Origin of the sequence: Pseudoalteromonas espejiana DSM 9414, assembly GCF_002221525.1 — a bacterium.
Taxonomy (GTDB): domain Bacteria; phylum Pseudomonadota; class Gammaproteobacteria; order Enterobacterales; family Alteromonadaceae; genus Pseudoalteromonas; species Pseudoalteromonas espejiana.
Genome location: NZ_CP011028.1, coordinates 3139331 through 3154551, shown reverse-complemented (window position 1 = coordinate 3154551; position 15221 = coordinate 3139331). Strand labels below are relative to the sequence as shown.

Annotated in this window: 15 protein-coding genes; 5 read left to right on the top strand and 10 right to left on the bottom strand. The window is 38.7% G+C overall.

What is annotated here, in order from left to right:
* Positions 1–114: 114 nt before the first annotated feature.
* Complete coding sequence (locus PESP_RS14275) at positions 115–987, top strand: hypothetical protein (RefSeq protein WP_089348628.1); 873 nt, start codon at positions 115–117, stop codon at positions 985–987.
* Between the two features lie 64 nt (positions 988–1051).
* Complete coding sequence (locus PESP_RS14270; RefSeq protein ID WP_089348627.1) at positions 1052–1417, top strand: hypothetical protein; 366 nt, start codon at positions 1052–1054, stop codon at positions 1415–1417.
* A 66-nt stretch (positions 1418–1483) separates the two neighbouring features.
* Here PESP_RS14270 and PESP_RS14265 read toward each other — a convergent pair whose 3' ends face one another.
* The 6 genes from PESP_RS14265 to PESP_RS14240 all read right to left on the bottom strand — a co-directional run bounded on the left by PESP_RS14265 (position 1484) and on the right by PESP_RS14240 (position 7141).
* Entirely contained in the window at positions 1484–4057 is a 2574-nt protein-coding gene (locus PESP_RS14265; RefSeq protein ID WP_089348626.1) for a M1 family metallopeptidase, read from the bottom strand.
* A gap of 149 nt (positions 4058–4206) precedes the next feature.
* The gene (locus PESP_RS14260; RefSeq protein ID WP_089348625.1) at positions 4207–4887 is read right to left on the bottom strand and encodes a site-specific integrase; all 681 of its coding nucleotides are present in this window, start codon (positions 4885–4887) and stop codon (positions 4207–4209) included.
* A gap of 309 nt (positions 4888–5196) precedes the next feature.
* Entirely contained in the window at positions 5197–5547 is a 351-nt protein-coding gene (locus tag PESP_RS14255; RefSeq protein WP_089348624.1) for a DUF2750 domain-containing protein, read from the bottom strand.
* Between the two features lie 17 nt (positions 5548–5564).
* Positions 5565–6143: a glutathione S-transferase family protein gene (locus tag PESP_RS14250; protein WP_089348623.1), complete on the bottom strand. Its 579-nt coding sequence runs from the start codon at positions 6141–6143 to the stop codon at positions 5565–5567.
* 62 nt (positions 6144–6205) lie between these two features.
* A complete protein-coding gene (locus PESP_RS14245) occupies positions 6206–6487 on the bottom strand; it encodes a peptidylprolyl isomerase (RefSeq protein ID WP_055014157.1) in 282 nt (93 codons plus the stop codon).
* A 78-nt stretch (positions 6488–6565) separates the two neighbouring features.
* Positions 6566–7141: a glutathione peroxidase gene (locus PESP_RS14240; RefSeq protein WP_089348622.1), complete on the bottom strand. Its 576-nt coding sequence runs from the start codon at positions 7139–7141 to the stop codon at positions 6566–6568.
* An 81-nt stretch (positions 7142–7222) separates the two neighbouring features.
* Here PESP_RS14240 and PESP_RS14235 point away from each other — a divergent pair, with 81 nt between their 5' ends.
* The 3 genes from PESP_RS14235 to PESP_RS14225 all read left to right on the top strand — a co-directional run bounded on the left by PESP_RS14235 (position 7223) and on the right by PESP_RS14225 (position 10992).
* The gene (locus PESP_RS14235) at positions 7223–7714 is read left to right on the top strand and encodes a GNAT family N-acetyltransferase (RefSeq protein WP_089348621.1); all 492 of its coding nucleotides are present in this window, start codon (positions 7223–7225) and stop codon (positions 7712–7714) included.
* A 110-nt stretch (positions 7715–7824) separates the two neighbouring features.
* On the top strand, positions 7825–9816 hold the full coding sequence (locus tag PESP_RS14230) for a sensor histidine kinase (protein ID WP_089348620.1): 1992 nt from the start codon (positions 7825–7827) through the stop codon (positions 9814–9816).
* Positions 9817–9864: 48 nt separating this feature from the next.
* Positions 9865–10992: a response regulator gene (locus PESP_RS14225; RefSeq protein WP_089348619.1), complete on the top strand. Its 1128-nt coding sequence runs from the start codon at positions 9865–9867 to the stop codon at positions 10990–10992.
* A 33-nt stretch (positions 10993–11025) separates the two neighbouring features.
* Here PESP_RS14225 and queG read toward each other — a convergent pair whose 3' ends face one another.
* The 4 genes from queG to PESP_RS14205 all read right to left on the bottom strand — a co-directional run bounded on the left by queG (position 11026) and on the right by PESP_RS14205 (position 15109).
* On the bottom strand, positions 11026–12159 hold the full coding sequence (queG, locus tag PESP_RS14220) for a tRNA epoxyqueuosine(34) reductase QueG (protein WP_089348618.1): 1134 nt from the start codon (positions 12157–12159) through the stop codon (positions 11026–11028).
* A 108-nt stretch (positions 12160–12267) separates the two neighbouring features.
* Positions 12268–13485 carry a methyl-accepting chemotaxis protein gene (locus PESP_RS14215; RefSeq protein ID WP_089348617.1) on the bottom strand — a complete coding sequence of 406 codons (1218 nt, stop codon included), beginning with the start codon at positions 13483–13485 and terminating at the stop codon, positions 12268–12270.
* 59 nt (positions 13486–13544) lie between these two features.
* Positions 13545–14246: a glycerophosphodiester phosphodiesterase gene (locus PESP_RS14210; RefSeq protein WP_089348616.1), complete on the bottom strand. Its 702-nt coding sequence runs from the start codon at positions 14244–14246 to the stop codon at positions 13545–13547.
* A complete protein-coding gene (locus PESP_RS14205; RefSeq protein WP_089348615.1) occupies positions 14243–15109 on the bottom strand; it encodes a DMT family transporter in 867 nt (288 codons plus the stop codon). Before PESP_RS14205 ends, PESP_RS14210 begins: the two co-directional genes overlap by 4 nt.
* Positions 15110–15221 lie beyond the last annotated feature (112 nt).

Here is a 15221-nt window from a genome sequence, read left to right as displayed (position 1 = left end):
ATTTTCTCTTTTTTAGGACCAAGACAGTTATAAAGAGTTGACTGACTTAGGTCAAGTGACGCCATCGGCAAATAACGTTATCATGAGGTGCTTAAAATTAAAACGAGAGAAAGCATGAAACTTATTAAACCATTGCTTGGGCTATTTTCAATAGCGGCGCTAAGCCTAGCTAATGCGCAGGCTAGCATGCCTAAAAGCCAAATTTTGCTGGCTGATTTAAATACGCCTTACGGTATGCAAGTAAGCATAGTGAGTGACAAAACCAGTTATAATAACCAGCCATATTTAACCAATACAGGCGTTTATTTTACGCATGAGGTTATTTCAAGCGCGCAAAGTCAAACCGATATTGCCTATTTTGATTTGGCCACCAAGCAAATTAGCAACCTTACAAACTCAGCTGTGAGCGAGTATTCCCCTACACTTATGCCCAGTAAAAATAGTTTGTCTGCTATTGTGGTAGAAGAAGACGCTAAACAAAAGCTTTGGCAATATCCACTTAATAACGAGCAAGGTCCAAGTCGAATTTTTGATTGGATAGAGCCGGTAGGTTACCACGCTTGGGGTGAGCAAAACGATTTAGTGATGTTTATTTTAGGTGAACCGCATACACTGCAATACACTTCTGTGCCAGCAGCTAAAGGGCTGGTAGTAGCCAACAATATCGGCCGTACACTTATTTATAACTCTGAAATGGCGCAGTTTTTATTTAGTTATATGCAAAACGATCAGCATATTTTAGCAAGTTTTAATCCGCAATCTAAGCAGGTTGAAGATTTACTCAGGTTGCCAGAGCAGGTGCAAGACTTTATTTTAAAAGACGATGAAACGATTGCATATGCCGTTAAAAACCGTGTGTATCAGCGTAAGCTAAACGGGGCTAATGAGGTATCGCAATGGCTTGATTTAAGCCCATACTGCGAAACAACAATAACGCGCATGAGCTATACAAAAGGCAAGCTAGCGTTTGTGTGTGATGTAAAATAAATTCGGACTTTGCAAAGCGTATACGTTAATGTAGAGCATAACTAAACAGTAAAGGGATCACCACGTGGCTTATAGTGCAGATGAGTTAACAGAGCAGCTCATTCAGTTAAAGTGCAGAAGTAACTTTAAAATTAAAAACATTGCTGAATACATGTTAGCAAATTCTAAAGAAGCAATTTATACCCACAGCGAAGCAGGTAAAGGTAAAATAGTTATTCGCCCAGCCTTTGAGGTGTTTAGTGATGATTTTACTGCAATTGACGATGTAGCACGCGTTCAAGGCTATTTTCATAGCAGCGAGATGACTCGGTTTCCTACACGCATTCATAAAAGCGCACAGCCAATTCATTATGGGGTGGCATTTAAAATTAACTCAGAGCAAGCCGCTAAAGACTTTATTGCTAAGCTTACTCAAATTATTAACGGATAAACAACCGTTTAAAATAAAAAAGCCGCTGAGAGATAAATCAGCGGCTTTTTTATTGCTTAATTAAGCTTATTTACTTTTCAAAAAGTTATTAACTGATGTTAGTTCACGCTTTTTAAGCGCAATACAATCGTTAGTACTTTCCTCAAGCTTGCTTAAAGTACGAGCATAACCCGGTGTTTCTTCAACTTTGTCGGCAAAAAACGTTTGTGTTGTTGCTAAGCTTTTTGCATCACAACGTGCAGTTGTAAAGTACGGCAGGTTAGGCACAAAGAACGGGGGCAGGCTTTGCGTCACTTTTTCGTAATTGTTGTATACCCATTCAATAAATAGCGCTTGGCGTGATTCTGTGTAACTTTGTCCGGCTAAAATAGTACGCATATCAGAAGCTGTAACGTTATCAGTTAGCGTATAGGCAAGTACTTTATTTTGTAGTTTGGTATTACCCATAAAGCCCATTGCAGCAAGCATGTTAGTACGTACTTGTGGATCTTTAGTGGTTTTAAAGGTTGCCATAAATTGATCAAGCAAGGCTTTATCGCCATTAAAGGCCGCAAGTTTTAAGTATGTAGCTGCTAAGTAGGGATCTACTTTTTGTGGATCTTGTAAATAAAGTTGGGTTTGCTCTTTAGCTTTACTGATCACGTTTTGATCTTCACCGTCAAAACCAAGCAACGACACCACACCAGCACGCAATTGCGATACAGCACCATCTTCTCCCGCTTTTGCTTCAAGGCCGTATTTTTTAGCCGCAGGCATTACCGCACCACGAATAAATTCAGGCCATAGTGTTTCGTTGCTTTCGTCTTTAAAGGTATTTTTTTGCGATACTAAGTAGCCTAGTGCTGTATTTGCAACACGTGGGTGGCTGTCGCTTACAAATACCTCTAAGGTTTGCATTAATTTAGCGGCCGATATAACACCAGCATCAAGTAATGCATCAGTTGCCGAAAGCAGTGCCAAGCGTTCACGATCGCTAAGTGCTTGTGGAGCGTTTTTAATTAGCGCATCAAACTGTGCATCGTCCATTACCCAGCGGTAGTAACCAAGGGCGCCTTCATCTGGATAAATCCACTCTGGCTCAAAATCTAGTTCAAGCGTTTGGCTTTGCTTATTAAGTAAAATGTTGGCTGTTTTTACTTTATCGCCTGCGCCATATTTAATTCCAACAGGTACATTCCAAAGCTGTGCAGGTGCATCAACGCCTGCATTTGCAAAGCGACTTTGTGAAATAGTCACTTTTTTACCTTGTTGCTTTATATTAACCAGCGGAAAAGATGACTGCTCAATAAACGATTTTAAAACGCTTGCTACATCTTTGTTTGAGGCTTTGCCGAGCGCTTCCCATAAATCAGCTGCTTCAGCATTTTTATATGAGAATTTTTTTAGATAACTTTGAATACCTTTTTGGAACGCTTCTTCACCAATCCAATTTTCAACCATAGCAAGCACTGAGCTACCTTTGCTATACGCAAGGCCTAGGCCATCCATAATATCGGCTTCGGTTTTAATTGGCTTACGAATAGGCTTAGTACTCAAACGTGCATCAAGTGCCATTACATTGTTTTGTGGTAAATCTAGGTGCGACTCAAACTCAGGGTTTAGCTGCTTGGTCATTTTAGCTGCCATCCAGCTAGCAAATGCTTCGTTTAACCATAAGTCGTTCCACCATTTCATGGTAACTAAGTTACCGTACCATTGGTGAGCCAGTTCGTGCGCAATAATTGATACATTACGCTGTTTTTTGCTTCGTGTAGCAGCGGCTAAATCAACAAGTAGAATATCTTCGCGGTAGGTTACAAGGCCTGAATTTTCCATTGCACCAAATGGAAATTCTGGCACAGCAACTGAGTCTAATTTTTTATAAACGTATGGAATACCAAAGTATTCTTCAAGCGCCGCAAGCACTTTAGGCATGTTTTCTTTTGCGTAATCAGCTAAATGAATTTTACCTTGTGGGGTAATAACACGCCCAGGAATTGGCATGTCTTTTATTTCAAGTTCTTCAAACGGACCCACAGCCATTGCAACTAAATAAGAAGGAATTGGCGGTGTTTTATCGAAAAAGTGAGTGGTCATATCGCCATTAACTGTTGTTTTTAGCTCTGGCGTATTGGCATACACTTTTTGCGATGTGGGTGCGGTAATGGTTAACTGAAATGGAATTTTATAACTTGGCTCATCAAATACCGGAAATGCACGACGCGCATCGCTCATTTCAAATTGAGTAAATAAGTAGGGTGTGCCTTGGTCTAACGTTTTATATAAGCCTACACTTTGGCGATTATAAGGCGCTGAAAAATCGATTTTTAAGGTGTATTTTCCTGGTTGAATTTGCTCATCACAACTAAATTTAACTTTTTCTGTTTTAAGCATTTCATTATTTAAGTCACAGTTTTCATCACCCAGTAACTGCGCCATGTTAACGGCATACGCAACACCGTTTAACTCAATGTAGTTAGTTGGTTTTAACACTTCTAGGGCTATTTCGGTCATCCCTGTAAACGTGTCTTGGTTTGGGTCGAGTGTTAACGACACCTTTTGTGAGCTTGGTTTAGCAAGCTTTTCAATAACGAATTCGTTAGCGTTTGCAGCATTCATTGCTAAAGCAACGCTTACTGTTAATAGGCTTTTTAAAAACATAGTGATCCCTAGATTGTTGTTGTTAGAAACTGACTCAAACAGGCATATCTATGCCTTTAAAAATTGAGATTTAGATATCCTACCAGCTTTTTTTATTTGAGTAATTTAATAAACGTAGCTGCTTGGGTATAAAAGAGTAACAAATGGTGTCAGTGACTTTGTCGCTGTGTAAAGCGTTGCCAGTGTAGTTGTGGGTTAATTACGCGCACTTGCTGTATTACGGCGTTTAATAAAGCGATATCGCTAAAGCGCGAATGGGTGTACTCGTTAAAACCCAATAAGTAATTAAAGGCTTCTTTTGAGTTTGCTTGCAAGGCGTATATACGCACTTGTTGCTCAAAGTTAAGCCGTAGGCTACTTATTGCTGTTTTCATACCGAGTTGATCGACATTAGGAATTGCACATTTTTGTAAATAACCGGCACGCTCACCTTCACCGGTAAACCAAATTCGTACTTTTTCGCTGTAACGACCAGATTTAGCGGGTAAATCAAACATTAAGCGGTGGTGATTTTGTGCTTTTACAAAACTAATAAACTCATTTAAACCAGCATCAATAAGCGCTTTGTGTACAGGTACTAAGCGTGCTTTTATTTTTCCGTGAGTATGAAAGTTAAAGCATAAAATATCGTTTTTTATTTCAAGGTCATCAAGTGTTAGGCAGCCAATTTCGTCACTGTAAGCGCCAGTGTAATAAGCTATAAGGGGCAGCCAAAAATGCCAGTGCTTTGCTTGTTCTCTGGCTACTTTAAAGTCGCTATAAATATAGCCGTTATAAAGAGTATGCAGTTCCATAGCTGAAAAAGGGCGGCGACCAAGATGGGTTTTCAACGTAATCCCTTGAAATTAATAACATGTTCTATTTTATACTTAAAACAGATAAACATGCGAGTATCGATTTAATTATTAAGCGGGTAAAAACAAAAACACCCACTTAAAAAGCAGGTGTTGTAATCACTATTTAATTTATAGTGTTATACCAACCCGCAATAATACTTAATCATTTTTAGGGGCTGAAGTGTCGCTATCTGCGTTAAAAAATTCTTATCTAGAACAACTAAATAGCGAATTTTTTGCCTTGCTATCAACACGTTTTTCCATCCTCAAAATAGCTCACTTAATTATGCTGATTGGTGTTATTTATTCGCTTAGTGCACGTGCTAAGCCAACAGGCTCTATTTCTACACACACTTGGTCGTCGTTCCAATTTAAACCAACTAATGCGCTGTCTTCGTTTAAATCTTCTACCCACTCATCTAAAAATTCATCTAGATTGATTTCTACAGGCGTGAATTCTTGCCATTCTTCTTTACACTGGGCTTTTGCTGCGTCTTCGCTTTCCCATAAAAGTAGCACATCGGTGTCGGCAAACTGATTAGACTCGCATACAACAAAACCGCCGTCTTCACCGCCTAATGCCCACACTTGCTCGCTTACACGTACTTTTTCTACAAAGCTAACTAGTTGTGATTCAATTTCAATATCGCTCATGTGTTTACCTTATTAATTTAGAGTCGGGGATCGGTTTCTTTTGCTGCTTGGCGTTTACCGTAGTCATTATAAAAACTAACTAAAGCACTGTGTTGGCTAAAGTCAGTTAATTCACGAAAGCAAATCCAATCAAGCAAGCAGTATAAACTGATGTTAAGGCATTCACAGCCTTTAAATTCATCATCATTTAAATGACTATTTAAATAGCTTAATGTTTGTGCAATTCGCTCGTTTTGTAGACTAAAAAATAGTTTATCGTCGTTTGTGTCAAAACCAGAGCGCCTACTTAGCGCTATTTCAACTAAGGAGCCATTACACGCATTAATAATATTAAGTAAATGCTCTTGGGGCCAACTTAGTGTAGTTTTACCTGTTTTAGCTATTAGGTAGCGTAAAATAGTACTGGAATCGCTAAGTGTTAGGTCGCCATCAATTAAAATAGGGATTTTGCGAGCCGGGTTTTTACTCGCCATTGTAGGGCGGTCTTGCTCAGAAAAAATATCAAGGTTAACAAGCGCTAAGTCACAGTTATTTTCAATTGCCCACATTCTTACTCTACGAGCAAACGGAGAGGGGATAGATCCAATAAGTTGCATAAATTTGCTCCAAAAAAAGCCGCTAAAGCGGCTTTATGAAATTTAGGTGCTAACGAAGTTAATTACTCCGAACGACTTGTAACTTCAAGTAGGTGATAGCCAAACTGAGTTTGAACAGGGCCTTGTACTTGGTTAATTGGTGCTGAGAAAACTACTTTATCAAATTCAGGCACCATCATACCTGGGCCAAACTCACCAAGTGCTCCACCGTCTTGACCAGAAGGACAGTTTGAATATGATTTAGCAAGCTCTGCAAAATCTTCACCTTGCTCAATTTTTGCTTTTAAGTCTAAGCACTCTGCTTCGCTGTCTACTAGTATGTGCCTTGCACTTGCCACTGCCATAAAATCTCCTGTTTAAAGTTGGTGTATTTACCATTAAAGCCAGTCTAGTTAGTTTTAACTAGCAGTGCCAGTATAAACTTAATTGATGACTAGCGTATTTTCAATTGCGTTGATTATTTCTTTAGAGTTAGGTGCAGCTTTACTATTAAAACGTTGAATCGTTTTACGATCTGCCGAGACTAAATATTTGTAAAAATTCCAATTCGGCGAGCTTGTTTCTGCGTTTAAATGTTTAAAAATTGGATTTGCATCACTACCGCGTACTTCGCTTGTTGCAAACATATTGAAGGTTACGCCGTAATTGATAAAACAAACCTTAGCGGTTTCTTTTTCGTCGTTTTCTTCTTGAAAAAAGTCATCAGAAGGGAAACCTAACACCACCAAGCCTTTATCTTTATATTGTTGATGCACTGCTTCAAGGCCTTCAAATTGCGGTGTAAAGCCACAGTTACTTGCAGTATTAACTATTAACAGAGGGCGGTTTTTAAATTGGCATAAATTTAAAGAGTCTTTAGAGCGCAGTTTGCGCATTTCTACATTTGTGAAATCGTCACATTCTTGCTCTAACTGGTTATTAAGTTTTACGTTGCTATTTGCTTGGGCATTTAGGCTGGTAACTAAAATACTTAGCCCTATTATTAGTTTTTTTAACATACCTTTCGCCTAAATTTATAATTGTTTGACTTGGTGATCATACGCTAATATGCAGAAAATTGATCAACATTATAAGCCTTTATGAACACCCGTTTAGCCACTATAGAAGATTTACCACGCATTGTTGCCATATATAACGAAACTATCGCCTCGCGTATGGTGACCGCCGACACTGAAGAAGTATCTGTTGAGAGTAAACGAGAATGGTTTAATGGACATACTTCAAAACGCCCAATATATGTTTATTGCGAAAATAACCAAGTGCTTGCTTGGGTGAGTTATAAATCATTTTACGGGCGCCCAGCTTACGATGGCACCGTTGAAATGAGCATTTATATAACTAAAGCAGCTCAAGGCAAAGGGCTTGGCAAAAAGCTAATGGAGTTTGCTCAAACAACAGCTAAGCAATTAGGTATAGATGTACTGCTAGGGTTTATTTTTAGCCATAATTTACCGAGCATTAAATTATTTAAGCATTTTGACTTTGATGTGTGGGGAGAATTGCCTCAAATCGCAGTTATGGACGATAAACGTTACAGTTTAACAATTTTTGGTAAACATCTACCAAAATAGTTGTGGAGCTTATAGGTAAAAAAATTAAAATTAAGTCTAACAACCTATACCAACTAAGAAATTATAGGCTACGCTATTAACATATAAAGTTATTTTTGTAGCGTGGCTTAATGAGTCGAAAAATTTTAATTGTTGATAGCAGTAGTGTTATCGCAATGAGAGTGAAAGTTCTATTAGAATTAATAGGTTGTGAGGCTGAGCTTGTTCACTACTCTATGATTGATTTATACGGCGACACCAGCCAATACGACTTGGTTATTGGCGCTTTTGGTGTTCCGTGTGAAATAGTGAAATCGTTAGCTGAAACAGTCTCTCAAGATCAGTGTGTACTACTTGCACCAAAAGCTGAAAGCGGTGAACAACTTTCTGCTTTTAGTGAATTAAACAAACTTGTTCCAAACGCCACCGTTATATATCCGTTTTTTTCTAACAAAGAAATCACGTCATTACTTGAAAACCTTTTAGAGTTAGGCTCAAACCATGTGTTAAAGCTACCAACCATTTTACTTGTCGATCATATGCCTGAGCGACTTGAAAAAATGAAAAGTAATTTGGTGGGCGCGCACATAAAAACCCTTACAGCTACAAGTGCAAAAGAAGCCATACAAGTGGCGCAAGATAACAGCATAGATATTTTAATTAGCGACTTTAGCTTTGACGATGGTACAGGCTTAAATATTTTTTCAGCGATTAAAATGTTTCAATCAGACTGTAGATGTTTGTTGTTTACCGCTCGTCCTGAGCAAGTGTCGATGATAGAAGCTATCCGTAAAGGCGTAGAAGATGTATTAATTAAGCCATTAACCGATAGCGTATTATTACAATCGGTTCATAAACTTTGGCAAACTGAGCTTTTAAAGCGACGGAACGCCGAACTTGTAGAGCGCCTACAAGACACCGTAGATGCACTTATTGAAAAAGACAGCCTCTTACAAGTTATTTATAAGCACACCCCAGATGCAATAATGCTTTTTGAGCGCAAAGGCAAAGTTATAGAAGCAAACGACGCCTGTTTAAAACTGTTTAAACTGCCCTTTGATAAACTTGCTGGCTACTCTGTGTTTGATTTTTTAGATGATGGCTCCAGCACCGAAATAAAAGATAAAATATCCACACTCAATAGTAATCGCCAGTTTAGTTGTGACCTGCGTTTACAAAAAAGTGACGGTGGATACATCCCCCTCGTAGGCTCATTTAATGAAATAGATCATCATGGTGAAATTGCGTTAGCGGTTATATTTAAAAATGTAACCCACTTAAAGCAAAAAGAAGAGCTGCTTCTTGAGGCCAAAGATGTACTAGAAGAGCAAGTTCGCGCAAGAACCTCACAGCTTGAGCATGCTAAAAATGTTGCTGAAGCTGCCAATTTAAGTAAATCAGAGTTTTTAGCCAACATGTCGCATGAGCTTAGAACACCTATGCATTCTATTTTAAGCTTTTCTCGATTTGGATTAAGTAAGTTAGAAGCCGGAGATTTTGCAAAAGATAAACTTCTAAAGTACTTGTCGCGTATTGAAAGTAGTGGTGAGCGCTTACTATCGTTATTAAATAACTTGCTTGATTTATCAAAGCTTGATGTAGGTAAGTTTCCGTTTAACCCACGGCCATACAATTTAGAAAGCATTATTAAGACCAGTATTGATGATGTGTCGGGCACAGCGATGGAAAAAGAAATTGAAATTATTTTTTCAAAGCCAGGTCCGGTTGTAGCGCAATGTGACGAAGAACAAATTAATCAATTACTTCGTAACGTGTTAGGTAATGCCCTTAAATTCAGTGAGCCTAAAAGCCGCATTGAAGTTAATTTAATTGCTGATGAAACCACGGCCACCATTGATGTAGTGGATAACGGGATAGGTATACCCGAGGATGAATTAGAGCATGTATTTACTAAATTTGTACAAAGCAGCAAAACCAATAGCGGTGCAGGTGGTACAGGTTTAGGGCTTGCGCTTTGTAGAGAGTTTGTTGCATTACACCAAGGCGAAATTACGGCAAGTAATAATTCAACGGGTGGGGCAACTATTAGAATACAGGTTCCCTTAGAAATAGATTTAGATGAGCATTTAGCGGATGAAAAGCTAGCAGTGCAAGATAGCTAATCACATATGGAATTAATGTTTAAATGATATTTAATTGGATGAGAAATTATGGCCTTAACTAAAATTCTTGCTGTAGATGATGAACCTTTCAACCTTGAAATTATTGAAGAAATTTTAGAGGATCTAGATTTCGAATTACAAGTAGCCACCAGTGGTCCTGAGTGTTTAGCTATGGTTGAAGGGTATATGCCTCAAGTGATTTTGCTTGATGTAAGTATGCCACAGATGAATGGCTACGAGGTGTGTAAAGCTTTAAAAGCTAATCCTAATACAGCGCATATCATTGTGATGTTTGTTTCTGCGCGCGGTACTGTCGAAGAGCGTATGGAAGGGTATTCGGTTGGTGCCGAAGATTATATTGTTAAACCTTTTGGGCACGATGAGCTTAAATCTAAGCTTAAAAATTTAAACCAAGTATTAATAGAAAAGCACAGTCTCGAAAAACAAGTAGAAGACGCAACATCTACCGCGTTTAACGCTATGGCTAATAGTAGCGAAATGGGGCAAATAGTTAACTACATTGAAAACATAGGCTTTATTAATAATCCACAAGATTTGGGTAAAGCCTTAATCGATTGCCTACAGACCTTTGATTTACAAAGCAACGTAGAATTTAGGTATGGCGACTCTATTGAGCACTTTGCACTAAATGGGGTATGCTCACCTATTGTTATTGAGCTGTTTGATATGCTTAAAAACAAAGGTCGATTGCACGAATTTTCACACCGCATACTCGTTAATTACGAAATGATAAGCTTATTAATATTAAATATGCCTGATCACGACCCTGATAAACATGGGCGCATACGCGACCACGTTTGCTTTATTGTAAGTGTTACTGAGCAGCAGTTACGTGCAATTATGACTAAGCAAATGCTCGAGTCACAGCAGCAAAAACTGAATGACGTGGCAAGTGCTGTGCACAGTAAGTTTCATGGTTTAATTGGCTTGCTAAATGATAATCGTCAAAGCAACGAAAAAGTATTTAAGCAGCTTCAAGAAGACTTAGAAGTGCGTATTCCGACTATGGGGCTAGACGAAGACCAAGAGATATTTATTTACAAAAAAGTAGATGAAACAATTCAAAACTCTATTGCCAGAGAAGAGTCGGTTAAACAGGTAAAAGAAGCCTTTGCTGAAATTGAGCAAGACTTATCGGTTTTATTAAAAGGTTAATGTAACCACTTTAAATAGGCTTACGTTGCTATGTTAAGCATCGCGGGGCAAGCCTTTTTCTACAATTCTTATTAGGCGCTGTGTTTTTCGCAGTTGCTTACGTTGTTTATCATTTTGCTGCTCAAGCGCCCAATCTATATGCTCTATTACTAGCTCTGAGCTATTACTACGTTTATCTTCCAGCGCGCTGATAATGTTTGGGCTAAAGTCTGCGTTGCCTAAACCAATTGCTATATTGCGTAACCAACGCTCATGCCCAATACGGCGTATAGGGCTTCCCTCAGTATTTTTTAAAAACGTGGCTTCATCCCAAGCAAATAGTTCAAGTAAGTCTTTATTTTTTAATTGAGTTCGCGGGTGAAAGTCTTGCTCATCGGTTATTTGTCCGTAGCGATTCCAAGGGCAAACTAATTGGCAGTCGTCGCAACCATAAATACGGTTACCTAATAATGTTCTGTATTGCTCTGGTATAGGACCTTGGTGCTCAATAGTTAAATACGAAATACACTTACGTGCATCAACCACATAAGGCTCTACAATTGCACCTGTTGGACAAAGCGTAATACAGGCTACGCATTTACCGCAGCCCTCAAAGGTATTTTCGTTATCAATTGGCAAAGGTAAATCAACAAATAACTCGCCTAAAAAAAACCACGATCCCGCTTCTTGATTAATTAATAGGGAATGTTTACCTCGCCAACCAAGGCCTGCTTTTTCAGCGAGCTGTCGTTCAAGTACGGGAGCTGAGTCAACAAAGGGTCTAAAGCCGTAATTACCAATTTCTTGTTCTATTTTTTGGCCAAGTTTTTTTAAACGATTACGCATTAATTTGTGATAATCACGCCCCAGCGCATAGCGGCTAATATACGCTTGTTCGGTGTTTTTAAGCGTTTTAGCAAAGCTTGCATCGGGCGGGAGGTAATTCATTTTTACCGAAATAACACGTTGAGTGCCAGGGACTAGCTCTGCAGGGCGAGCGCGTTTCATGCCATGTGCCGCCATATAATCCATCGAGCCATGGTAACCCGCATCTAGCCAACGTTGCAGTTGCGCTTCGTGCTTAGATAAATCAATGTCGGTAATGCCTACCTCACTAAAGCCAAGCTCTTGGCCCCACGTTTTTATTTGTTGGGCTAGTTGTTTATAGTTTGGGGTAGGGTTGCTCACACAGTTCACACACTTGAATATTTGGCTGCGTAATTTAACATATTTGTAGGCGCATTTTGAACTTTGTAAAACATAATTTAAACCTCACAAAGTAAAGTAATTAGCGCCTTAGTGCACAAAACGCTTTAATTGCTGTTGGGTTTGTTGGCTAAGTGCATGAGATTGCTGGCTGTTGTTTAATGCGTTATCAATCGCGTTTTTAGCTTGCTCACCAAGGGTAACTATTTGCTCTACCGATTGATGAGTTTGATTTTGGGCCTGCTCCAACATATGTACGGCATCGGCTATTTGTTGAAGCTGTAATTGGTTTTGTTCAAACTCCTTCAACATATTAGCAAAGCCATTTGAGGTGCCACTAATGGCAGCTTGTGCAGTGTTTGAGTGATTAATTAACTGCTCACTTTCTTGATTGGTTTCATTAACGAGCTCATTCATTTGAGTTATAAAGTCGCTAATTTGGCGAGTTGCACCACTTACTTTTACAGATAACGTGCGCACTTCATCGGCCACTACAGCAAAGCCTCTGCCTGCCTCACCAGCACGAGCCGCCTCAATGGCGGCATTTAGTGCCAATAAGTTAGTTTGATCCGAAAATTCTTCAACCATTTTTAAAATGCTGCGTATATTTTCACTGTTTTCTTTAAGCCCCGAGACCGTTTTAGAAAAACTTTGCAGCATATTACCGATAAGCGATACTTGGCTCACTAAGCTTGCAAGCTCCTCAGCAGAGAGTTTAACAAAGCCTAAATGCTCGTTATTTACGCTATGTACGCTGTCGGTATTACTAACTATGTTTTCTAAGCTTTGTGTTATTTGGTTACTTGCGCTAATAATGCTGTGACTTAAATGTGTTTGTTGCTCGCTTAATTGCTGTGTATTTTGCATAGCGGTATTTACATCAACATTACTTAATTCGCTGGCTTTAGCACTTGCATGCGTAGTGCTAAGTAGGTCGCTCAGGTGATTGGTAAATATATTGTATTGTGTGCTTAAATCTCTAAATTCGTCATACGAAAACTGCGGTAAATTTGCAGCTAAATTAGCATCTTGCTGGTTAATGTTTATTAAAGTATCGCGCATTGCGGTAACTGGGCGCACAATAAGGTAACGCATATAAAATATAGTAAATATAAAGCCGGCTACAATTACTACGCTAAGTAGCCAAAAAGCAGTGGTATTGTGTTGCTCGCTAAGGCTTTGGTACAGCCAAAATAACGTAATAGCTTGAAACAAAAATACAAAGCTTAAATTACCGACAATTTTACGTGTTAGCGTATAAAAAAATGTTTGCTCAATATAATTATAAACTTGCATCACACTACTCATTTATTGCTTACCTAATATAGATACTTTATATGTAGATTATTGACTAACTCTCAGTTAACTCAAGTAATCGTGTTGGCTAAATATTTTTTTGCTATAGCAGGGTAGTTAGTAAAAATGCCATGTACACCTATTTTTAGCATATGTGCTATATCTTCAGGCTTGTCTACGGTGTACGCATACACTTGTAATCCACGGTCTATGGCATCATCTACAAAGGCTTTATTTACAAAGCTCTTATCTACATGAACACTAAAGGCATTGAGTTCTTGCGCAAATTTTGCGTAATTTAACGGAATTGATGACGTGAGTGCGCCAATGTTTAACCACGGTAACGCATTTTTAAGCCAGTGAATTTGATGATGATCAAACGACGACACTAAAATATTACTTTTCGAAATAACGCCTTTTTCAATATTGCTTATTAAAATGTCTGCAAACTTTTCAAGCTCAAACGCGTGTTTAAGTTCTATATTAAGTAAGGTTTTATTATTGTTCCAATCGAGTAACTGCTGAAGTGTAGGTATTTGCTCACCGTTACCCGCATCAAGGCTGCTAAGTTGCTGCGCTGTAAAGTCGCTTACTTTACCTTGCCCGCTGGTGGTTCTATCAAGCCAAGAGTCGTGTATTAGCATGTAGTTATCAATTGCACTTTGAATATCAACTTCTATGCCATCAACACCTACTTTTAATGCTTCTAAAATCGCGCTTTTGGTATTTTCAGGAAAGTCGCCACTGGCACCGCGATGTGCAAAAATTTTCATTTTTTAGCCTTTTTAGTAATAGACCAGGTTTCAAAACATGCTGCGCTTACAATTAATGCTCCACCTATTAAAGTCATTACTGAAGGGCGTTCATGCACAATAATTACGGCAAGTAGTGTACCGTACAATGGTTGTAAGCAAGAAATTAAACCCGCAGTAGCCGCCGATAAATGCGCTAAACTGGCTGCAAACAATGAATGCGGTGTAGCAGTAAAAATAATACCCGCTACGGCTATTAAAATAAGGTCATGATTGCCCACTTCATATATTGGTACTTCTATAAATACGCACAACATTAAGCTTGCTACTAGGGTTTGATAAAACATAGTTTGCGGGCCGCCATATTGGCTAAAATAGCGCTTGTGAGTAATGTTTCTTAAAGAAAAAAATAAAGCCGATATTATTCCCATAATTATACCTAGCGTTACATCGTCACCTATATCGGCCGTGGGCACTAGTAAATAAATGCCCACAATTACCACTGCGGCACTTATAATATCTTTTGATTGTGGCCGACTTTTATTAAATAAAGGCTCTAAAAATACCGTCATTACTGGGTAGCTAAAAAAGGCCAGCATGCCCACGGTAACGCCTGCCATTTGCATACCTGCAAAATAGGTAACCCAATGTGTACCTACCGCAACACCTAACAATAAGGCTATAAAATAGTCTTTTGTTTTATGTAGTTTTATTTGTTTTTTTTGAAAATACAGCATCGCCAAAAGTGCCATGCCAGCAATTGCCGTGCGGTAGACCGTAATATCAATTGCATTTAACCCTATTAACTTTGCAAATAGGGCAGTCCCTCCAAAAAGTAACACGGCAATATGTAGGTAAATTAAACTCTGCTGTTCTGGCTTCATGTAAACATCATCTCCTTTTTTATTATGTTATCACTGGGCGGGTACACAAATAATGAAATTTTTAAAACATGACAATTGTCAGCAAAGTTAATGACATTTCACACTCTTATTA